The organism is Paenibacillus sp. J31R98, assembly GCF_056269245.1.
In genome coordinates this window covers 455,588-477,170 of the sequence record NZ_JBWDNO010000001.1, presented here as the reverse complement: position 1 = coordinate 477,170, position 21,583 = coordinate 455,588, and the positions used below count along the sequence as shown (strand labels likewise).

17 protein-coding genes, 2 tRNA genes and 1 pseudogene are annotated in these 21,583 nt (G+C 52.5%); 9 read left to right on the top strand and 11 right to left on the bottom strand.

Annotated elements, in window-relative coordinates:
* Positions 1-9: 9 nt before the first annotated feature.
* Genes AC0YNX_RS02170 through AC0YNX_RS02160 form a run of 3 tightly spaced genes read right to left on the bottom strand, consistent with a single transcriptional unit; the run spans position 10 to position 4,024 of the window.
* Positions 10-1,371: an NAD(P)-dependent oxidoreductase gene (locus AC0YNX_RS02170; protein WP_475815152.1), complete on the bottom strand. Its 1,362-nt coding sequence runs from the start codon at positions 1,369-1,371 to the stop codon at positions 10-12.
* A 10-nt stretch (positions 1,372-1,381) separates the two neighbouring features.
* On the bottom strand, positions 1,382-2,647 hold the full coding sequence (locus AC0YNX_RS02165) for a M20 family metallo-hydrolase (protein ID WP_475814010.1): 1,266 nt from the start codon (positions 2,645-2,647) through the stop codon (positions 1,382-1,384).
* Between the two features lie 15 nt (positions 2,648-2,662).
* Complete coding sequence (locus AC0YNX_RS02160; RefSeq protein ID WP_475814009.1) at positions 2,663-4,024, bottom strand: aminotransferase; 1,362 nt, start codon at positions 4,022-4,024, stop codon at positions 2,663-2,665.
* A 144-nt stretch (positions 4,025-4,168) separates the two neighbouring features.
* Between AC0YNX_RS02160 and AC0YNX_RS02155 the strand changes: the two genes are divergently transcribed.
* From AC0YNX_RS02155 to AC0YNX_RS02140, 4 genes are all read left to right on the top strand, one after another.
* Positions 4,169-4,630, top strand: a complete 462-nt coding sequence (locus tag AC0YNX_RS02155) for an N-acetyltransferase family protein (RefSeq protein WP_475814008.1) — start codon at positions 4,169-4,171, stop codon at positions 4,628-4,630.
* A 90-nt stretch (positions 4,631-4,720) separates the two neighbouring features.
* Positions 4,721-4,796, top strand: a tRNA-Thr gene (locus tag AC0YNX_RS02150).
* 12 nt (positions 4,797-4,808) lie between these two features.
* Positions 4,809-4,885 (top strand) — tRNA-Pro (locus AC0YNX_RS02145).
* A 185-nt stretch (positions 4,886-5,070) separates the two neighbouring features.
* Entirely contained in the window at positions 5,071-5,988 is a 918-nt protein-coding gene (locus AC0YNX_RS02140) for a ribokinase (protein ID WP_475814007.1), read from the top strand.
* A 68-nt stretch (positions 5,989-6,056) separates the two neighbouring features.
* Here AC0YNX_RS02140 and AC0YNX_RS02135 read toward each other — a convergent pair whose 3' ends face one another.
* Complete coding sequence (locus tag AC0YNX_RS02135) at positions 6,057-7,463, bottom strand: HEAT repeat domain-containing protein (protein WP_475814006.1); 1,407 nt, start codon at positions 7,461-7,463, stop codon at positions 6,057-6,059.
* A gap of 220 nt (positions 7,464-7,683) precedes the next feature.
* Between AC0YNX_RS02135 and AC0YNX_RS02130 the strand changes: the two genes are divergently transcribed.
* Positions 7,684-8,514, top strand: a complete 831-nt coding sequence (locus AC0YNX_RS02130; protein ID WP_475814005.1) for a helix-turn-helix domain-containing protein — start codon at positions 7,684-7,686, stop codon at positions 8,512-8,514.
* A gap of 70 nt (positions 8,515-8,584) precedes the next feature.
* On the opposite strand, the gene AC0YNX_RS02125 is transcribed toward AC0YNX_RS02130, so the two are convergent.
* The 5 genes and pseudogenes from AC0YNX_RS02125 to AC0YNX_RS02105 form a co-directional block, all read right to left on the bottom strand.
* On the bottom strand, positions 8,585-10,264 hold the full coding sequence (locus tag AC0YNX_RS02125) for a hypothetical protein (RefSeq protein WP_475814004.1): 1,680 nt from the start codon (positions 10,262-10,264) through the stop codon (positions 8,585-8,587).
* Positions 10,265-10,412: 148 nt separating this feature from the next.
* Positions 10,413-11,552, bottom strand: a complete 1,140-nt coding sequence (locus AC0YNX_RS02120; protein WP_475814003.1) for a stalk domain-containing protein — start codon at positions 11,550-11,552, stop codon at positions 10,413-10,415.
* 160 nt (positions 11,553-11,712) lie between these two features.
* Positions 11,713-12,588 carry a cation diffusion facilitator family transporter gene (locus AC0YNX_RS02115; protein ID WP_475815151.1) on the bottom strand — a complete coding sequence of 292 codons (876 nt, stop codon included), beginning with the start codon at positions 12,586-12,588 and terminating at the stop codon, positions 11,713-11,715.
* Positions 12,589-12,766: 178 nt separating this feature from the next.
* Positions 12,767-13,630 (bottom strand): phytanoyl-CoA dioxygenase family protein, encoded by an 864-nt coding sequence (locus AC0YNX_RS02110; protein WP_475814002.1) that lies wholly within the window; start codon positions 13,628-13,630, stop codon positions 12,767-12,769.
* A 98-nt stretch (positions 13,631-13,728) separates the two neighbouring features.
* A pseudogene (locus AC0YNX_RS02105) lies at positions 13,729-15,010 on the bottom strand (adenylosuccinate synthase).
* A 110-nt stretch (positions 15,011-15,120) separates the two neighbouring features.
* Between AC0YNX_RS02105 and AC0YNX_RS02100 the strand changes: the two are divergent.
* The gene (locus tag AC0YNX_RS02100) at positions 15,121-16,032 is read left to right on the top strand and encodes a LysR family transcriptional regulator (protein ID WP_475814001.1); all 912 of its coding nucleotides are present in this window, start codon (positions 15,121-15,123) and stop codon (positions 16,030-16,032) included.
* Between the two features lie 3 nt (positions 16,033-16,035).
* Here AC0YNX_RS02100 and AC0YNX_RS02095 read toward each other — a convergent pair whose 3' ends face one another.
* Entirely contained in the window at positions 16,036-16,452 is a 417-nt protein-coding gene (locus AC0YNX_RS02095; protein ID WP_475814000.1) for a DUF1284 domain-containing protein, read from the bottom strand.
* Positions 16,453-16,497: 45 nt separating this feature from the next.
* Positions 16,498-17,253: a GNAT family N-acetyltransferase gene (locus AC0YNX_RS02090; RefSeq protein WP_475813999.1), complete on the bottom strand. Its 756-nt coding sequence runs from the start codon at positions 17,251-17,253 to the stop codon at positions 16,498-16,500.
* A 131-nt stretch (positions 17,254-17,384) separates the two neighbouring features.
* Between AC0YNX_RS02090 and AC0YNX_RS02085 the strand changes: the two genes are divergently transcribed.
* The 3 genes from AC0YNX_RS02085 (at position 17,385) to AC0YNX_RS02075 (ending at position 21,490) form a co-directional block, all read left to right on the top strand.
* The gene (locus AC0YNX_RS02085) at positions 17,385-18,182 is read left to right on the top strand and encodes a hypothetical protein (RefSeq protein WP_475813998.1); all 798 of its coding nucleotides are present in this window, start codon (positions 17,385-17,387) and stop codon (positions 18,180-18,182) included.
* Between the two features lie 513 nt (positions 18,183-18,695).
* A complete protein-coding gene (locus AC0YNX_RS02080; protein WP_475813997.1) occupies positions 18,696-20,495 on the top strand; it encodes a DEAD/DEAH box helicase in 1,800 nt (599 codons plus the stop codon).
* Positions 20,492-21,490 carry a YqhG family protein gene (locus tag AC0YNX_RS02075; RefSeq protein ID WP_475813996.1) on the top strand — a complete coding sequence of 333 codons (999 nt, stop codon included), beginning with the start codon at positions 20,492-20,494 and terminating at the stop codon, positions 21,488-21,490. Before AC0YNX_RS02080 ends, AC0YNX_RS02075 begins: the two co-directional genes overlap by 4 nt.
* Positions 21,491-21,583 lie beyond the last annotated feature (93 nt).

The following is a 21,583-nucleotide window of genomic DNA, read 5'->3' as shown; positions in this document are numbered from 1 at the left end:
AATGTAAACTTACGTTTGACTGTCCCCGTCCCCTTCTCCAGCGTCCAGCACGAGCTGCTTATAAATCGCGAAAGCCGCCAGTTTTCCCTGCTGCACGGCGGACACGACCATCGCATCTCCCTGCCCTTCACCGAATATGACGTCACCTGCGGCGAATATTTTCGGATTCGATGTCTGGTAGGTTTCTTTGTTAATGGTTACGACTCCGCGCGTGTGGGAGAGCTGAAATTGGTCCACAAGCGAAACATGCCTCGTTTGCCCGATCGCCTTGATGACGGCATCCGCTTCAATCGTAAATTCACTGCCTGCAATCGGCACCGGACGCGCGCGCCTGCCGCTCTCCACCTGCTCCAGCTTCATCCTTACGCACTCGATTGCTTTCACGCGGCCTTGCTCATCGCCAAGAATACGTACAGGGGCTGTCAGCCAGCGGAACGCAACGCCGTCACTCTTCGCAAATTCGTATTCGAATTCATAGGCAGTCATCTCTTGCTTGGATCTGCGATAGCAAATCTCGACGTGGTCCGCCCCCATGCGAACGGAGCAGGTTGCCGCATCAATCGCCGTATTGCCGGCGCCAATGACGACGACACGGCGACCGCTTAGCTCCCCGGAGAGTGAAACCTTCGTCTTCTCAACGAGCTCAATCGCATCGTAGACGCCTTCAAGTTCCTCGCCAGGAATGCCCATCATCGGCACCTTGGACATGCCCACCGCCAGAACAACGGCATCATTGGAAGCGATCAGGTCCGCAGCCGTCACATCCCGCCCGACAACCGTATTCGTTAGAATGTCGACACCGAGCCTGCGCACTTGATCCACTTCCCAGAGAGCGATTTCTTGCGGCAAACGGAAGGATACAATGCCGTAGGTGTTCAGCCCGCCAGCTTGCGCCTTGGCCTCATAGACGGTGACGGCGAATCCGAACCTAGCCAGCTCACGCGCTGCGGACAGCCCTGCCGGCCCCCCTCCGATCACAGCAACGCTACGTCCGTTCTTCTCCCCGGAGGCAAACAGCTGCTGATTGTTGCGAATCGCCCAATCCGTTGCAAACCTCTGCAAATCGCCGATGAGAATCGGCTTCGACGAATCATTCAGCACGCAAGCCCCTTCGCACAGCTCTTCGGTCGGGCATACGCGCGCACAGCTGGCTCCCATCGGATTCGCCTCCAGAATCGTCCTTGCTGAGCCGAGCATGTTCTTGTTCGCGATCCTCTTGATGAAAGACGGAATATTAATGCCGGTCGGGCACGCTTTAATGCACGGCGCATCGTAACAATAGAGGCAGCGATGAGCCTCCTCGAACGCCTGCTTCGGCCGCAGTCCCGGCTTCACTTCAGCGAAATTGCGCTTTAATGCATCCTCAGAAATAAACAACGTTTTACACCTCCTCACCCTTTGCAAGACGCAGCATCGTCCGGTACAACAGCTCGGCGCCAAGCTCAATGTCGCGCGGAGCAGCGTATTCAAGCGGATTATGGCTGATGCCGTCCTTGCAGCGTACAAAAATCATTGCATAATCGCACACATACGACATGGCGAGCGAATCGTGAAACGGACCGCTCATGAGCTCCGGCGGCGCGTACCCGATTAAGCCCCGCGCTTCCTCGCGCATGATCGCCTTGATCCCATCTGTGCAAAATCTCGCTTCACTGTTTGTATCCTCACGAACCGTATACGAGAGCTTATACTCCGCGCACACTTCTTCGAGCACATTGCGCAGCTGAGCTTCTCGCTCGGCACGCCGCGCCATGTCAATGTCGCGGAGATCGACGGTGAACGTTACCTTCTCGGGGATGATGTTTCGCGAATTCGGAAATACCGTGAGCGAGCCGACGGTGCCGACTGTCGGCGCACCGGCTTCGGAGCGCGCGAGCTGGTTGAGCGCCGTAATGATGCGAGCCGCGCCGACGAGCGCATCCCGACGCATCGGCATCGGCACGGAACCGGCATGGCCAGCGAAGCCCGTCAGCTCCACCGTCAGCCAGAGCGGTCCGGCAATACCGGTCACGATGCCGATTGGCTCCTGCCTCGCGTCAAGCACAGGCCCTTGTTCAATGTGCAGCTCGAGGAAGGCTCCGACGGCTCCGGCAGGATATTGATCTGCCTCGAAGCGGCTCGGGTCGCCGCCGAAGGCAAGCAATGCATCTAGCCGCGAAACACCGCTCCCGTCTTGGCGTTCCAGCTCCCCTTCCTCGAGCGTCCCGGTTATGCCGCGAACGCCGAACAGCCCTTTGTTGAAGCGGCAGCCTTCTTCATCGCAGAACGCCACAACCTCGATCGGCTGCTCTGGCTGCTCCCCCCGCTCAATCAGTGTTTGCACCGCTTCGAGCGCCCCCAGCACGCCAATCGCGCCGTCAAACCTGCCGCCGTAAGGCTGGGAATCAATATGCGAGCCGAGCATCAGAATCGGCTTGCCTGGATCCTTCCCTTCCAAGCGGCCGATCAAATTGCCGAAGGCATCGATGCGAGCAGCGAGGCCTGCCTGCTCCATCCAGCTCTTCACTAACAGGACGCCTTGCAAGTCCTCGGGTGAAAGCGCAAGTCGGCATACGCCGGTATCGCCTAACTTGCCGATTCGGGCAAGCTCTTCAATCCGCTGATGCAATCGCTCGTTGTTGATGGTCAGATTGCCGTCTGTTGACATTTTGCTCCCCCCTGCCTATGAGCTGATCGAATCTAATACCTCCGTTAGCGTCCCTGCAATCCAAGCTAGCTCGTCATCCGTCGTAATGAGCGGCGGACATAGTGTGATGATATTGTTGAAGCCCGGCACCGTATCGCCGTTCTTCCCAACGAGTAGGCCGCGCGCCTTGCAGCCGACGATGACCTGCAGCACAAGGTTCGCCTCTGCTGGCACTTTCGACTGCTGATCTTCCACAAGCTCGATACCGCACGCAGAGCCGAAAAGACGAATGTCGCCAACGTTCGGATGCGCTCTCAGTGGTTCAAGCAGCCTTCCCAGCTCTTTGCCCATCTGAGCGGACCTTGCGACGAGCTGCTCCTCCTCCATAATCTCTAGGTTCGCAATTGCCACCGCGCACGACACTTGATTGCCGCCGAACGTGTTCACATGGCGGAAGTGGCTTGCTCCATCCTTGCCCTTGAAACTCTCGTACAACGAGCCACGGACAGCCGTTGCCGAGAGCGGCGAATAGGCGCTGGTCAACCCCTTCGCCATCGTCACGATATCCGGCTCCACGCCGAAATTGTGATGACCGAACTTTTCCCCCGACCTTCCGAATCCGCAGATGACCTCATCCAGAATGAGCAGCACGCCGTATTTGTCGCAGATCTCGCGAACCTTCGGCAAGTATTCCGCAGGCGGCACGATCATGCCCCCGCCCGTGATCGCCGGCTCAAGGATAACGCCAGCTACGGAGTCAGCTCCCTCCCAGTTAATCGCCGCCTCGAAGGCATCAGCACATTCCAGCTTGCAGCTGCCATAGGATTGTCCGAACGGACAGCGATAACAATAGGGTGGTGGAACATGCTGGAATCCCGCCCCAAGCGGCTCATACTTCAGCTTCCGCTGCGCCTGTCCGGTAGCGCTCAGCGCTCCAAACGAACTGCCATGATAGGCGCGATGCCTCGCAATAAACTTGTGGCGCGCCGGCTCCCCTTTTTGATGATAATACTGCCTCGCAATCTTGAACGCCACCTCATTCGCATCCGATCCGGAGTTCGAGAAGAAGATCCGATAGTCCCCTTCAAGCCAGCTGCCAATCTTCTCCGCCAGTTGAATAGCAGGTACATGCGATTGGCTCATCGGCGAATAAGCAATGGTCTTCATCTGCTCATAGGCTGCCTGCGCGATCCGCTCCCGCCCATGCCCGACGTTGACGCACCACAGTCCCGACATGCCGTCGAAGTAACGGTTCCCGTCCGCGTCGGTTATCCAGCTGCCATCTCCCGAGACAATGATGAGTGGGTTGTCATTATGAGGGGACATATGATGCCATACATATTTGCGGTCTTTCTGCAGCAGCTCTTCCTTCGTCGCAGTCGGCTTCTGTGTGCTCAAGGCGCATCCCACCCCTTCCTGGCTTTTATACTAGCGTATTCGGCCAAGTTCATAGATATGGCAGCAGGAAAGTCATTTCTTGTTCGCAGGCCAAATAGGATGGAATTACGACAGCTCATTCTTAAGTTTGGGAGGTCATGCGAGATGGATGAAACAAGATTGTACGCTGAGCTAGCCCACATCGAAGAAGACCACTGCCGCGTGCTTCAAGTCACCGAATCCAGACATGGCGATACCGTTATTCTGTATTCACCTTTGGACAGCTGCGATATTAATGCGAGGATTGTGTACGCAAGCGGCATTGCGACGAAGCGTTATGTCAATGACTTGAACATGTTTGTCACGAGGCTCCCTGGAAAGCAGGCATGGAAGCTCCAATACATCCGAATTCTTGGCGACAAAATCGGACAAGGCTACGGATCCATCATGATGGAGGAACTCTTGAAGCGCGCAAGGCGTGAAGGTATCGAGTATATCGAAGGTCGCATGCATCTGACCGATCAGAAGGGGCATCTTGAGAGGCTGCGCCACTTCTACAGGAAATTCGGTTTTGCGCTGCTCGAAGATCGCCGAATTCTGTGGACAAATAAGCATTTTCAACGTTAGTCGACAAAATAACAAAAAAAATTTAAAGAGGGACTTGCATAAATTTTTGTTCCTGTGATAAGATACCTCTTGTGCTTCAGTAAATGAGATGCCGGTGTAGCTCAGTTGGTAGAGCAACTGACTTGTAATCAGTAGGTCGTGGGTTCGACTCCTATCGCCGGCACCATCTTCTTTACTACGGGATGTAGCTCAGCTTGGTAGAGCACCTGGTTTGGGACCAGGGGGTCGCATGTTCAAATCGTGTCATCCCGACCATTTGAAATTATGTAATACATAGAATAGATTGAGAGAAGCTTAAGCCTCGTGCTTAAGCTTCTTTTTTGTATTCGGAAAGGATTGGATATGGTGTGATTGACGATGCAAATTGGAGCATGCTATATTCAGTGAAAGATGTATGTAACCGTTACCACATTCCTATTACAGAGAAGGATGATATACGAGTGAGCAAACGCCCTACGATTGCGGTTGTTGGAAGCTTGAACATGGATCTTGTCATTTCCATGCAAAGAATGCCTAAGATTGGGGAAACCATCCAAGGGGACGCAATCCATTATATATCCGGTGGCAAAGGCGCGAATCAAGCGGTCGGCTGCGCGAAGCTTGGCGCTGATGTAACGATGATCGGCGCAGTCGGAAACGATGCGTTCGGCACGGAAATCATGCAGCGCATGAAGCAGTTCGGCGTGAAGACCGAAGCAATTGCTACGCTCGAAGGCGTACCGACTGGCACGGCAACCATTATGCATACGGAGAATGACAACTGTATCGTCATCGTGCCTGGTGCGAACGGCGAATGCTCGCCCGAAGCGACTATAGCGCCATATGCTGATTTTATTCGCAGTGCCAATGCGCTCATCGTGCAGCTAGAGATCCCAATGCCAGCTGTTGAAGCCGCTCTACGCATTGCGCGCGAAGCCGGCGTAACGACGATTCTAAACCCGGCCCCTGCCCTGCCGCTGACTGATGAGCAGATCGCGCTCGCTGACTACTTCACGCCGAATGAGAACGAGTTCGAGATGTACTGCGGCGGTACGATCGACATCGATTCCGAGGAGCAGCTATTCGAGCGGATGACTGCTTGGAATAATCGCTTCCCTGGACAGAAGCTCATCGTCACGCGCGGCAAGCATGGCATCTCCTGCGCCGATTCGGGAAGCATCGCTACTTTCGCGGCCCCAGTTGTTCAAGTCGTTGACACGACAGGCGCTGGCGATTCGTTTAATGCCGCCTTATGCTACGGCGTTGCGAACGGCTGGTCGCTAGATCAGACGCTTCCGTTGGCAGTAAAAGCTGCATCCTATTCCGTGACGGTGTTCGGCGCGCAAGACGGCATGCCGACCATGGACAAGCTGGTCTAATCTATTCAATGTAAAAAAAAAGCCTTCGAGAGCTGCGTGATGCGCACCCTCGAAGGCTTTCTTCTTATTTAGAACGTGCTTGCAGGTGTCGTATCCGAGCACCAGCGCGTATTGAACAATTCAGCTAGCAATACTTCATGTGCTTCCTTGGTACCGATATAGCGAAGAGCTTCCAGCGCATGTCCGCGAACATAGCGGTTCTCGTCATCGAGTACTTCTGCAAGAGCTGGTACTGCATCAGCAGCAGCGGAACCGATACGGACAAGCGACAAGCCTGTCGTGAAGCGAACTTGCGTATCTTCATCCTTCAATCCTTTGATGAGTGCTGGAACGACAGCCGCTGCGTCGCTGCTCATAATTCCGAGCGCTTCAATCGCCGTGCGGCGGACTTTCGCAGACGAATGATCAAGCAGACCGGCTACTGCAGGCACAGCGTTCTCTGCCAGATCGCGCAGCTCGGACAATGCGAACAGCGCAAGATTCACGACTTGCTCGCTGTCATTAGCCAGCAGCGACGTCAGTCCTTCTACTGCGCCAGCTCCTGCAACCGATAATCCGTAGGAAGCAGCACGAGAAACACGCTTGTTCTCGTTCTGAACCGCTTGCAGCAGTGCTGCAATACCCGCTTCTCCCTTTCTCGCTAGAACATAAGCTGCTGCCAGAGCAGCTGGCTCTTGATCCGCCGAACTTACAGCTTCCAGCAGCGCAGCAATCTCAGCTGCATCAGCAGGCTGCGTATTTGCAGTTGCTGCCGTGCGACCTGAAAGCCAGTTCCACACATCTTCGCCAATCTCGCTATTCAGCTCAGAGCCGTCAGCAATCTCTTGCCAGCTGTTTACTTTATTGTCCCATGATGGCGCAGTTGGGAATTGCGTACGCATGAATTCGAACTTCAGCATGAAGCGCGGCTGACCGAGCAGATTCGGCGTCGAACGATGCCAAATATCGTAATGGATGAGCGCGAATGTGCCTGCTTCACCTTTTGCAGTCGCTTCCTCTGCATTCTCATCGGAAGCAAAGTTGCGCTGATCTTGATATTGCGTGCCTGGCATAACGCCTGTTGGTCCAAGCTCCAGCGGCGTGTCCTGCGGGAAGTACATAATCATTGCCCACCATGGGTGATGATTACGCAGACGGTCATAGCCCCAGTAGCTGTCCTTATGCCAGCCGCCTGGCTTAGGAACGGAATTGTAATGGCCGTGACGGTGTGTGTGCAGCAAGTAGTTTGGTCCAAGCACGCTTGTTAGCGCCCCTGTAATGACCGGATTCTCGAATACACGTTGCAGTTCGCGGATGCGGGGCAAGATATTGTTACCTGGGTTGCCTTCATTATCGTAGATGTTGTTCAGCTGTTCCACGAGACGCTCGTGGAATTCACGCGGGAAATCGGTCTTCAGAATCAAAAATCCGTTCGTAATAAATTGTTTCATCTGATCGTCTGAAAGCAATAGCGGTTGTTGTACATTTGCAGTCATATTAATCGAGCCTCCCATAAAGTATGCTTCGTTTGCTATGTCTCGATTATGAACGATCAAGAATACGTTTCCAATGGCTAAGAATAAGAATGAAGGTTCCAAAATTAAGGTAGCGGTATCGCGAGCCATCAAAATACTCTATGATAGAGAAAACGATTACAGCCGAGAATTAGGCAAGGCAAGAACATGTTTAATCGCAATAATAGGAGAATTGAAACTTATGAAAAACAAACGCGAAGCCTCCGCTTTAATGGAGCTGCTGCAGGCGCTGCAGGTCGACGTCAGCAGCGCACAGAAGACGCAAGTTCCGGCAGATTGGCGGGATATGGATTACGTACCCGAATATAATAAGCTCTACTATATTATCGAAGGCGATGGCTACTTGAAGGTAGACAGCAACGAGATGTACCCGGTTCCCGGCGAACTCTGCCTAATGCCCGCTTTCACGAAGCAATCGTATTCCTATGTGGAAGGCAAGAAACCGTACCTGAAATACTGGTGCCATTTCACAGCGTCCATCGGCCCATTTGATCTGTTCCAATGGATTGGCGTTCCGCTGCGCATCACGACTGCCGATCAAGAAGAGATGACCGCCCTGTTCAAGCTGCTTGTCAGCTTGCATGCGAACCCGTCGCTTATCTCGCGGCTGCGGGAGAAGTCGATTATGCTGGAGATTATTGCGCGTTATTTGGAGCATGTGCCGATTACGATCCTCCAGCATCGCTCAGAAGATATGAAGCGCATCCAGTTTATCCAAGAATATATCGACAGCCACCTCGAGAGCAGCTTGAAGATCGAAGACATGGCGAAGGCGGCGCATCTGCATCCGAACTATTTTATCGCGTACTTCAAGAAGCATTTCGGCGTACCGCCGCTTAAATATGTGAGTCGCAAACGAGCGGATAAAGCGCGCATCCTCCTGACTACGACGACGCTCAGCATCAAGGAAATTGCCGATCAGATCGGCTTCAAAGAAACGAATCATTTCGCGAAGTTTTTCCGCAAGGAAGCCGGGCAGAGCCCAACGGAATATCGTGCGAGTAACTCGTAAATCCATATATGCGGTTTAGAAAAGGGCTACTGCTTCGAAGCAGTAGCCCTTTCCCTTTCTGGTTGTTCAGCTATAGATTCCGAACCTGCGAAGTCAACACGGCGGCTGTCAGCCACTTGCGGCAAATTAGGAGCACAATGAGCGGCGGAAGCATAGTGATCGCTCCGAACTGCAACAGCGCTGCCGGACTGTAAGCGGCGTCCGTCCCGCTTCCTGTGTACATCGCCATCATAAATTGCTGTAATGGCGGGAACTTCGAGGGATTGCTCATAATGAGCGTAGGCCATGTTACCGAATTCCATTGCATCACGAACTGCAGTGCGCCAAGCGCTAGCAATGGCTTCCAGCAAGCTGGCAAGTAAACATAGAAGAACTTATGCAGCTCCCCCTTCCCCTCTGCATCCTCCTGTATCGCCATTCGGCTGCTTGCAACGCTTTTCAAAATAAAGACAGGCAGAATCGAGAAGATGCCGGTGATGAACATCGGGAAGATCGTATTGAGCATATGTAAGTCTTTGTAGAAGAGGAATTCATAGAATGTTCCGCTCCCCATGACAAGCAAGGCGAGCAGCAGCAGCTTATACAAGCCTCTGCCTGGCAAATCCTTGACCGTAAGCGGGAAAGCGAGCGTCACTGTCACGAGCATGAATGGAATCACAGCAACTAGGTCGATCAGCATGTATCGTATGTAATTGCTCAGCGAGAGCAACGAACCTACTCCTGGACCTGCAGCATGTTGGGCGGTGAATGGGTAAACAAAGAACATATAGAGAATAGCAGCAGCAGCGAGCGCCATCGCTGTGCCGATTACAATGCCAGTAACGTTATATCGCTGATTAGGCTGAATAGCTACTATATTCAAATTCGCCGAAGAAGCAAACAATGTCTTGGCTAATGTCCGCCGAATTACCGTATACGCTAGCAGCGTGAATGCCAGTTGGATCAGCAGCTCGAACAAGCCCAGGGCCCCCGCAATGTTCACTTCCATATTCTCATAGATAAGCCGATACGAATAACTGCCAAGCGCATCGCCTTTCTCGAAGACGAGCGGATTCAGAAGCATGCGCAGTAGCTCCGTATCTTGCGTAAGTACGCTCGACAGCTGCATGAGCATGAACGCGCCAATTGCCTGCAAGGCTGGTAACACATGTCTTCTATTGAAGCTGGATCGGTTCGGTATGATACCGGCTTCCATGGCGGCATGCACCCTGCCGATCGCAGCCAAAGCAAGCATAATCGGGATACCGCAGGACTTGATCACTTCCACCGTGATAAACAGTGTTCGAAATAGCTCAGGCTTTGCTAACACCAGTGTATGAATCCCGCCAATCGGGGATTGCGTCGGCGATAGAACGACCATAACCAAATAAGAGAACAGGATCGACGGAATAAAATACGGTGCGAGGAACAGTGCCGCTAACCCGCCTCGGTACCGATTATTCCGAATACAGCTGAGCGCAAGCGCTGCAACAAATGCCACGATACCGCAAGCCAGCGTATAGCCTAGCTTCATTATAAGTGTATTTCGCAACACAGAGCCGAAGGCAGGATTCTGGAATAACGACCGGAAGTTCGCTAGCCCAACCCATTCGCTGCCCCATAATCGATGCATGAAATCGTAATCCACGAAGGCGCAGTAGAGCATTTGAACGAGTGGAATGCCTTTGAATATAAACAGCAGCATTAACGCAGGAAGGACGATTAAGTAGTGGAGCCGGTATTTCCAAATGCGATGTAGAGTGGATGACATGGTTTCTCCTCACTTAAAAGTAATAAATTGTATATAACATCCTCCATTTTATCCGCCAGCTCCATCGCTTAGCAATACGCAAAAAGAAGGATCGCCCCTTCGTCATCATAGATGAACAAAGAGGCAATCCTTCTGTATGTGCTATACCTTATCTACGAACTCCGTAGCCGAGAAGAGTCTTCGACTCGCTATCGAAGCCAAGCGATAAAGGTCCGATCAGCTCGTCTTGATCGGTCTTGTACGATACGACGACGATGCTGCCGCCTTTCGCTTTCAGATCCGCAAGAGCTTTCTTCTGATCATCCGTGCTTGCCAAGATACCGGAATCAGCTGCATTCACAAGCGTCACTTCTGCCTCATCCTTCTTCGTCTTCAGATGGCTCTTCTGATCGTCAGTCAGCTTGCTCCAGCTCAGCGTTTGGAACTCTGCTACAGCAGCAGGGGAGAGCGTCGCATTCGCGGACGTATCTGCTACCAAGTAGAATACTGGGCTGATCGGAGGAAGGCTCTTCGTCATGATTGGGCCGTAGTAAGCGCGAACCTTCAGACCTGCCTTCAGATTCGAGAATTCAAGCGGCTGGCGCTCTTGGTCAACGACTTGCGTCTCTTTGCCTGCGTTCAGGATAATTGCTTTCGCATTCTCGCCATTCACGCTGTCATTAATCGTCACTTGCCAGCCGTCATCAGTCTTCTTCACCGATTGAATGACTGCATCTTTCACCAGGTGGTCCGAACCGACAATCAATTTCGCCGCATGCGATTGACCTGGGTAGCTCATTGCCACGAGTGGACCGAATTGAGCTTCTTGAACATCTTGACCAGGCTTCAGAGACTTAGGATCAAGCTTCTTGCCTTGGCTGTCTGTAAGTACGGTATCTTTATCAACGCTCAGCACCATCCAGTTGCTGCCGCCTCTGCCAAGCACGGTAATGCGCGTCGAGCCGTCCGAGCCTGCCTCTACGGTTTCAATAATGCCTTGCATCCGAATCAAATCCTGCTCACCTGGGCCCTGTTCTTCTTTGTTCGTCAGTTCCAGACGTTTCTCTCTTGCATTATACTTGACATCGTAGCCGAGCGCTTCCGCTTCGCTCTTCGCTGGAAGATAGGCTTGGCCGTTGATGAAAACAGGCTTCATCGAAGTTTTCGATCCGTCAACCGTTACCGAAATATCGCTGCGCAGTAAACCTTGTACCTTTTTGAAAAAGCCTGACGCATCAACTGCTGCCGTCGTTGCCATAAGTCCTGCTAGTGTAGCCACAATAATTACTTTCTTCTTGTTCAACTTCATTATTATTTTTCCCCTCTCGCTACCTTAGTAGTTTATTAGGTTAAACTGTCTTACACGCTTACTGACGGTGATGGTTTGGAAAAGGTTGCATCTCTATAATAAAAAAAGCAAAATCCGACAAAAAACCGGTCTGGATCTGCATCCAAACCGGCTTCCCACATCATTGATTATCGTTCTCGTACCACGGATTCAAGTGCACGAGCACCTCGTCTACCTCAGGATGGGCATCCATCAACTTCTGTTTGATTTTGCGAATAATATCATGCCCTTCCTGAATCGTCAGCGTTCCAAGCACAGAGACACGCGCATCGACGAGCACATAATGACCATGCTCTCGCGCCCGCAACCGGTCGATCCGCTTCACTTCTGGCACTTCATGCAAATGCTCCGTAATATCTTCGATCTTCTCCGGACTGAGACTCTTGTCCATCAGCACATCCATTGCCTCGCGCGCCATATCGACGCCGAGCTTCAGAACAAGCAGCGACACAACGACGCCTGCCGCTGGGTCCCCGTAGCTGAGCCAATCAATATCCTTCCGTTCGCCGATCCAGCCAAGCCCAATACCGATCGTCGCCGCCAGCGAGGCATAAACGTCCGCAAGATGATCGTAAGCAGTCGCCAGCATTGCCTTGCTATTCGTCAGCTTGCTCAGCCGAAGCGTGTAGATATAGAGAATTTGCTTCGCGATCAAGGAGATAATGGCTGCTCCGAGTGCGATAAGATGAGCATCCGACGGCGGCCCGAAGAATGCGAGCACGGCATGATAGCCCATATAGAGCGCCGCTGCAATCAAGATGAACGCAACGATGCCGGCGCCGAGCACTTCCGCTTTACCGTGACCGTACGGATGATCTTCATCCGGTGGCTTGCCGGATACGCGCATAGAACTGTATGCGGTCGCCGTTGCAATAATATCGCCAGCGCTATGAATGCCGTCCGCGATGAGAACCTGACTGTTAAACACGACCCCCACGATGAGCTTCAATCCAGTCAGCAGCACGTTGCTCAGCAGAGAGATCCACATTGCGACCATAGATGCTTTACTACCCACGAAGTCTCTCCCCGTTTCTTCCTGTTGCCGCCAGGCTATAATACAGGTGATCTTACACTTTCTGACATTCAAAATCAAATCCATCTAAGCTTACCCGACAAGCCGACAAAAAAACAGGTTCTTCCGCCTGAAGCGAAACGAACCTGCCGCCTATTTCTTATTATTGCTCCTGCTGACCCTGTTGAGCTGCGATCCGAGCAGCCCTTGCAAGAGCTGGCAAGTGCGCCTGGTTATCTTGAATTTGGCGAAGATGGCGCATACGTTCCTCGCTTGCCCCATTCAATACGGCTTCGCCATGCAGCTCTTCGACCCAGTATGGCGCAAACGTGCTCACATACTCATGCAGCTCATCCATATGCTCATCCGTATAATGCCTGGAGAAATTAATGAGCAGCACTCTGCGATTATTGCCCCCGCCGAACGCGGCATGCTTCACATAGTTGTTGAACACCAGCAGATCGCCTGGCCGGATGTCAATTGGAATGGCGGGAAGCTCTGACCGATCTACACCCCACTGCCCTTGTATATCCGCCGTATGGATTTGCGCCTTCAACAGCTCCGTGAACTGGTCGCCGATGAACTGGCTGCCCGGTATGATGCGGAGCGCTCCTGTTTCTTTGGTCACCGGATCGAGATAGAACGACAGGTTGATGCTCTTCAGGTTCCCCGGCCACAGCTTATCCATCGTTGTGTCCGAATGCCAGCCGGTATCGCCGACATACTTGTTCCCTGCGCTCGTTAGGTAGTTGTAATCTTCACCTAGCAACGTCTGGCAAATCTGATGGACACGCGGATCATCGAGCAGTGAAGCGAGCTTCTCGCTGTGACCGAGAAAAGCGACGATGGTCGAGGTCTTCTTGAAATTATGGGGCTTGCCGTTATAATTGCCCCCTTGCTTATGAAACACTTGATCGAATTCTTCCGTTATCTCCATGATCCGGTCTTGCATCAACCCGCGGAATACCAAATAGCCAAACGTATCAAAGAAAGCTTGCTGCTGTCTCGTCACTATAAATGTACTCATCGCTTCGATCAGACACCTCCATAGCTAAGTGAACGAAAGCTGGAGCAAAGAACAGCTTGTTCATACTGTATAGCTATGTAATCGCCTGTTCTCGCATGCTAGCGCCATATAATTTGGTCCCTGCGAGGACCAACGGAAATCGAGCCGATGCGCACGCCTATCGCTTGTTCCATCCACTCCACATAGGCGATCGCATTCGACGGAAGCTGATCGAAGCTTCTTATGCCGCTAATATCGCAGCTCCAGCCTGGCAGCTCGCTCAGAACCGGCTCAGCTCCTTCCAACTTAGCGTTCACCGGAAATTCTCGGGTAACTGTGCCGTCTGCCAACCGGTATGCGCTGCAGACTGGAATTACCTCCAAATACCCGAGCACATCGAGGTTCGTGAGCGCGACTTCGGTCGCCCCTTGAACCATGCATCCATATCTGGTCGCGACCGCATCGAACCATCCCATCCGTCTCGGACGGCCGGTAGTTGCGCCGAATTCTCCTGCATCTCCCCCACGGATACGAAGGGCATGCGCTTCCTCGCCAGTTATTTCAGAGACGAACGGCCCTGCACCGACACAGCTTGAATATGCCTTCACAACCGCGATAACCCGCTCAATGCTGCTTGCTGGAATGCCTGCGCCTACCGGAGCGAAACCAGCTAGTGTAGAGGATGAAGTAGAGTATGGATAAATGCCATGATCCGGGTCGCGAAGAGCGCCAAGCTGACCTTCTACGAGGATAGAGTCTCCATTCTGGATAGCGCGTTGCAAGCAGCTCTGTTGTATTTGCCAGGTAAGGCTGAAGCTTAACCGCATATTCACTCAGCTCTTCTAGCACAGCTTCAAGATCAATCGGAGCTTCGCCGTATAGATGCTCGAGCAGCACGTTCTTGGCCGCAAGCGATTGGGACAACCGGCTGCGCAGTCTTACAGGATCCATCAGATCGAAAGCTTGTATGCCGAGCTTCGCATATTTGTCCGCATAGAATGGCGCAATCCCCCGCCGTGTGGAGCCAAAGCTTAACGAACCAAGACGTTCTTCTTCCAGCTGATCGAACAACCGGTGATATGGCAGAACAAGCTGAGCTCGCTCAGATATACGCACGCTTGGCTTGGGAACTCCGCGCGCTTCCAGTGCATCCAGTTCCTGCAACAAGACTTCGGCATCAAGCGCCGTGCCTGGTCCAATTACATTCGTGACATGAGGATAAAATACCCCTGATGGGAGCATGTGCAGCGCAAACTTGCCGAACTCGTTAATGATCGTGTGTCCCGCATTGCTGCCGCCTTGATATCGCACGACGAAAGATGAATGTGCCGCGAGCACATCCGTCAGCTTCCCCTTGCCTTCGTCGCCCCAATTCGCACCTACAATTGCCGTTACTGTCATACAATCGCCTCCTGAGCCTTGTTTGTAGCTTGCAAAGTTGATTATAATGGCGGGAGGAGTCATTAGAATAATTGATATAAGTAATATCACTTATAAAATGAGGTAATATCATGAACGAGATTAATATGGAATGGTATCGAAGCTTCTACTGGACGGCAAGATTGGGGAGTTTATCACGGGCCGCGGAGCATCTGCATATTACGCAGCCGGCAATCAGTCATACATTGAAGCAGCTGGAGCACGCGCTGGGAGGACCGATGTTCTTCCGTTCATCCAAGGGGGTGTCCTTAACCGCTGAAGGCGAGGTTGTGCTGCAATATGTCGAACAGGCATTCAATCTGTTTGCATCCGGGGAGAAGCGCATATCGGACATGCGTAATCTGGACGAAGGCGAGATTCGAATCGGGGCGGGCGATACGCTGAGCAAGCATTATTTGCTTCCCTACTTGGAGAAGTTCCATAACCAATATCCGAACATCCGCATACATGTAACGAATCAGACGACTCCGGAGACGCTGCATCTGCTCAAAGAGGGCAAGATGGATATCGGGATCGTCAATCTGCCGGCGGAAGATCGCAAAATCGAATGCAAGCGCAGCTTGCCGCAGCAGGATTGTCTGGTCGGCGGCAAGGCTTATGCTGAATTGTCGCGCCGGCTTCAGCAGCAGCCGCTTGCGCTAGAACAGCTGCATGAGTATCCACTAATAATGCTCGAGCCAGGCGGCAGTACACGGCAATTTCTGGACCATTATGCTGAAGCGGCCGGCGTGCAGTTGAAGCCGGAGCTTGAGCTAGGCAGTATGGATTTGCTCGTGCAATTCGCGATGAGCGGCTTTGGTCTAGCCTTTGTCACGCGCAATTATGTGGAGCAGGAGCTTGCGCGGGGCGAGTTGGTCGAAATCCCACTCACCCCGGCTCCACCAGAGCGGCACATCGGCATTGCCATCCTTCGCGGCGTTCCGCTCTCCTCCGCTTCGAAACGTTTTGTGGCATTGCTGCCTTTTGCAGACGAACAGGAATAAAGCTTATAACGACGGCATCCATGCGCCTTGATTAATGGTCCTAACGCCTGCCTCGCAGACGCCATATGAACGCCATTCGCATGTATAACAGAGAGTATTAATGTCCTCCGGCTGCATACGTGCGCGGACTCTAGCTATGACATCCGCCCATGGCATGGTCAGCCCTGCTTCGAAGCCAAGCTTATTCAGAATACGCTTATCATGTTCATATACAGAACGATTCTCGCAGTGCTGCTCGGCATCCTTCGGGAAACACGCGCACAAGTCATCAGGTCCGCCGATTATCGTGATCGGCGTCTGAGGCTTGTCGCGCAGCTCGTTATAGACAAGACGCATATTCGCTGCGAATTCAGCTGAGTAGCCCATCCCTCGGAACCCGAGCAGACAGAGCAGATGATGTCCGCGAAGCCGGATCTCCATGTTGCATCCTCCTTTGTACAATGGCTATGGATGAGCCTGGATTTATTAGTGTTGAACGCGGTACCAGTAACGGTAGATTTCTTTATACTTCAATTTCTCGTATAAATGATTAGCCGGCGCGTTATTCCTTACGACGAGCAGATAGCTCTTCGTCGCTCCATTCTGACGTGCCCATTCGAGCATATGGAGAATAAGCTGCTCGCCATAGCCGTGCTTCCTATCTGGGCGATTCGTCACGATATCATAGAGTCCGAGGTATTCTCGCTCCATAGCACCGAGTCCGCAAGCAACCGGACGATCGCCGTCATACAGTGTGAAGAACGCCTGCCTCACCTTTGATTGCTTGATGATCCGGGCACAATTCGCCTGATTCGCTTCCGAAATCTCGTTGAACGTACACATTCGATGCAACCACTCGTCGGTTAAGGCTGACTCAACCTCGATGTGTGGCAGCGCCGGAGCTGGCAACTCCAGCAGACTTTCCAATAGCATAACACGTGAAGGATCTTCTATGGCATAATTTCGTTGCTGAAGTGCAGTATCCAGCGCGCTCGGACATAAAGCTGTCAGCTTGAAGATGGCCGGCAGTCCTTCTCTTCTATATATTGACTCACATGCTTCGATACGTGTAGCAAGCACCACATCCTCCACACTAACCCCGTACATCGCATGGACCGAATTCGATCTCTTCGTATAACCATTCGCGAATCGCAGCAGCCAGCCTTCGTAGGCTAGTGTCTGCAGAGATGGCCATGCGTTCATAGTCAGCTCCTCAATTGTCTGAACCAAGCTACTGTTCATTATTGTCCACCTCCAATTGTATTGTATAAATATACACATGATTAATTATTTATTCAATATATCAAACGTGTATCCGCAGCTCGAAACATGGTAAACTGGGAGAGGTATCTATATCGAAAGGCGGAGAATTAATGGTACATATGTTCATGATCGCGCCCAGCACTTTCGCTCCCTTCGCTAGCGAAGATGAGCAAATACAGCAATGTAAAGAATGGGGCTTACTATCCGAGAAAGCTACGAAGACGAAACGATTCGCATATAAAGGCGGCGGCCTGAATACGACCTGCTCCATTGTCGGCTACGTCGATACAATGACAGCTGTGCTCGAATTTGATAATAAGCAGCAGCACTGCATTCACCCTTCCTACTTGAAAGAAATGCAGACCGCTAGCTTCGGCGTGAGACAATCGGCCGCGAGCGAGGAAAGCAGCGGCGATCAAGAGGCTCCCGCTAGCGAGGCGCCAACTGCGTCTGCTTCGGCAGAGACGACAGCGGAATCGGCAGAGACTGCCGCTATTCATGCGGCAGCGGCGGCTGCAGAAGCCGATACGGAGACCGAAGCTCCTGCAGCGGCAGAGCCGAAGAAGAAAGCAGCAGCGAAGAAGGAGAAAGCGCCTAAGCTGCAGCTTCCTGTGGAGAAGGTGAGAATGACGGCGACGGTCAAGGAGTTTACGACGGTGCCGAATAATTTCACCGAGGAAGAGGACGAAGTCATTATTTATGAAGCGGCTTCCATAGAGGAGCCCGCTCTCGATCTTGGTGACGCATGGTCGAGCTACAGCGCGACGCTCAAGAAATTAGAGCTCGAGATCGGCACAACGATTACATTCGAGTGCAAGATTGTGGAGAAGAAGCTAACCAAGCATCCTGTCCGCTACAAGATCAACAATCCTTCGAAGCTTCAGAAGGTTGAGAAGCTAGAACCATAGCTCACTACTTCATTCGTTCACATTACGGCATTCACGCGAAAGACCCTCCATTCGAGGGTCTTTCGACTTTCGAGAGGATGAGTCTAAACTCCTCGCCTGTGCTAACGGTTATCAAGATCGCTATTTCGCCTCAAATAGTCCATTTGAATTTCTAACGGTTCTCAGGGCAGCTATTCGGCGGTTACAGCCTGTAAATCAATCCATTCGAGCCCAATAAGCTCTCTCACAACCGCTTAATGTTTGAGTAGGCGGTATCTTCACAAATAAGCGCTGTGACAACCGTTACAATTTTTGAAGATCAGCTACTTCATCTGAACTCGCTTCAATCCGCTCGCTGAAACAAAGGCGAATTTCTTCTCGACACACGAAAGACCCTCCATTCGAGGGTCTTTTTCTTTTGCTCTTCCTCGCTACATCCCCTTCCTTATGAAATGTCAGCTTAAAGGCCATACTACTAGATAGGTCAAGCTGACTTAAGCTTCGCCTGGTCACTGAAAGGAGTCCGATAAGCACATGCAACCGACTAACGACCCCATAAAAGAGGCTCCGGCCGTCAAACGCAAGCTGCATCCGAGCGTTGATCTGCAATTCGACCGCAACTGGCTTCACAATCTGCAGGATCGCGTTGACCGCAACGGCCCGTGGGACGATTGGACGATGTATCAGCTGGCGATTGAAGCAGAGCAGTCAAGGCTCATTGGAAGCTTCGATGATTTGCAATGTTTGCGCAGCCTCCCTTCCTTCGAGCCGATGACGCATCAGATATCAACAGCGCGCAAGGTGCTGCATGAAATGAGCGGACGCGCTATTCTTGCCGATGAGGTTGGCCTTGGCAAGACGATCGAAGCCGGTCTCGTGCTGAAAGAATATATTGTGCGAGGTTTAGTGAAGAAGGCGCTTATACTTGTTCCCGCTTCTCTCGTACTGCAATGGGTGCGCGAGCTGAACGGGAAGTTCGGCATCTCGGCCGTCGCTCAGAAGAAGGAGCATTCCTGGGCCAATGATGTTGTCGTCGCTTCTATGGACACTGCGAAGCGTGATCCCCACCGCGAACGGCTGCTCGCGGAAGACTATGACATTATTATTATTGATGAGGCACATAAGCTGAAGAACAAGAAGACGACAAACTACCAGTTCGTCAACCAGCTCCGCAAGAAATACTGTCTCCTGCTGACCGCAACGCCAGTACAGAACGATCTGGATGAGCTGTATAACCTGATTACGCTGCTTAAGCCGGGCCAGCTCGGCGGGCAGAATGAATTCGCCGCGAACTTCGTCGTCGATAAGCGGCTCCCGAAGAACGAGGAGCAGCTGCACGAGGCGCTGTCCACCGTCATGATCCGCAACCGCCGCGGCGATGGCGATATTCAATTCACGAAACGGATCGTGAAGAATATCCCGCTTCAACTCTCCAACGAGGAGCAAGCACTCTATGACGGCGTAACGAAGTTTGTCCGTGATCGCGCAAGCGAATCTGATGGAGATTGGTCGAGCTTGCTGTCACTCGTTACACTGCAGCGCGAGGTGTGCAGCAGCCGTGACGCCGTATTCGTCACGCTCGTCAACATGTTCAAGAAGACGGCAGAGGATTCTCCGCTTCGTGCGAAGATATGGGAGCTTGTCGAAGTGATTAAGGCCATCACCTCCAATACGAAAGCGGAGAAAACGATGGAGCTCGTCCGCGAGATGAACGACAAGGTTATTATTTTCACGGAATACCGGGCGACTCAGGAATACTTGCTTCAGTATTTCCGCGCGAACAATATGGTTGCGGTCCCGTACCGGGGCGGGATGAACCGGGGCAAGAAAGATTGGATGATGGACTTGTTCCGCGGCCGCGCTCAGGTACTCATTGCAACCGAGGCTGGCGGTGAAGGCATCAATCTGCAGTTTTGTCACCATATGATCAACTTCGATCTTCCATGGAATCCGATGCGGGTGGAGCAGCGGATTGGACGGGTCCATCGGCTTGGTCAGACGAGCGATGTGCGGATTTATAATCTGTGCACACAAGGAACCATCGAAGAGCATATCGTCAATCTGCTGCATGAGAAAATCAACCTGTTCGAGCTTGTCATCGGCGAGCTGGATCATATTCTCGAACGGTTCGAGAAGAATGAATCGCTGGAGCAGCGGCTTGCCCGGCTCATGCTCGAGACCGGCGGCAATGGCGATCTGCTGCGCAAGCAAATGGACGATCTCGGCAACTCGCTGAACCGCATCCGCGATGAAGTGGAGCTGGAGGATGATGAGATGAGCGCGATCAACTCTATTATGAATGCCGTTGGCCAAACAATTGAGGTGCGACCATGAACGAACGCCAAATTCAGAAATTCGTGCAGCGGTACTTGGATGCTACAGGCTGCCACATCGTAGAGAAATCGCCTGCCCACTTCCAAGTCAAGCTGTCTCCGAAGGCCGACCGTGATCTGACGAACCGCCCCTATTACTGGAGCTTCGTCGACCGCACGGGCGTTGAGCCTGAGACGATGTCTCTGCTGCTCGTTACGGACAAGCAGAAGTACGACAATCAAGCGGCGGCGCAAAGTCAGCAGCAGGCTCCAAGCAATACCGGGGCGAGCGGAACAATAGGAGCTGCCCAGCCAGGCAGCGCTTCGCAGGAAACACAAGCGACTAACTCCGCAGAGGCCGCACTTGGCCGCTCTTTCGGCTACATTCACGGAACATTGAACACGAATGTCCGCGTCCCTCGAGAGGATCTTTATTATGGCTCGAGGCGACTTAATCAGCTGTTCGAGTCTTCCCGTCTAGGCGGCAGCTACCTGTGCCTATTCCAAGAGCCCGAGAAGCGCAGCAGCCACCCGCTCGACTCAACCGCTTACAGCGCTTGGCTAGGTGTCAATATGAAGGTCGAATTCGCCTGCGATATGAAGCGCGAAGAATTCCACTCCTTCGGTATCTCGCTGGCTACCGGCCAGTGCATCGAACAGTTTCATGATCACCTGCTGCAATACCGGATGACGCCTAAGCTGCCTCCGAATGTGCATACGGCCAAGAATGCGCTCAGCTTAGTCAAAGCCGCCACCATCGCGGAACAGTCGCTTGAGCGCAAGCTGCGCAATTACGATTATTCATGGGCGGTTGCTGCAGCGAAGCGGCTAAACGAAGAGCTCGAAACGATTAACCACTACTACAAGCCGCTGATTGAATCTGCTGAGGAAGAGAACAAACCGCAAATTACGGAACAATTCGAGCGCCGCCAGGAAGAGATCCGCTGGCAGTATGAACCGCGCGTGACGGCTTCCGCCATCAATTGCGGCATCTTTTACTTGCAGGGCATCGGCTGAGCCGTACAAGAATGCATGATGCGACAAGAACAGTGGTATGAACCAACTATCCGGCAAAAATAGAACGATTCTTGTCCCAGCCGCTTGACAGGT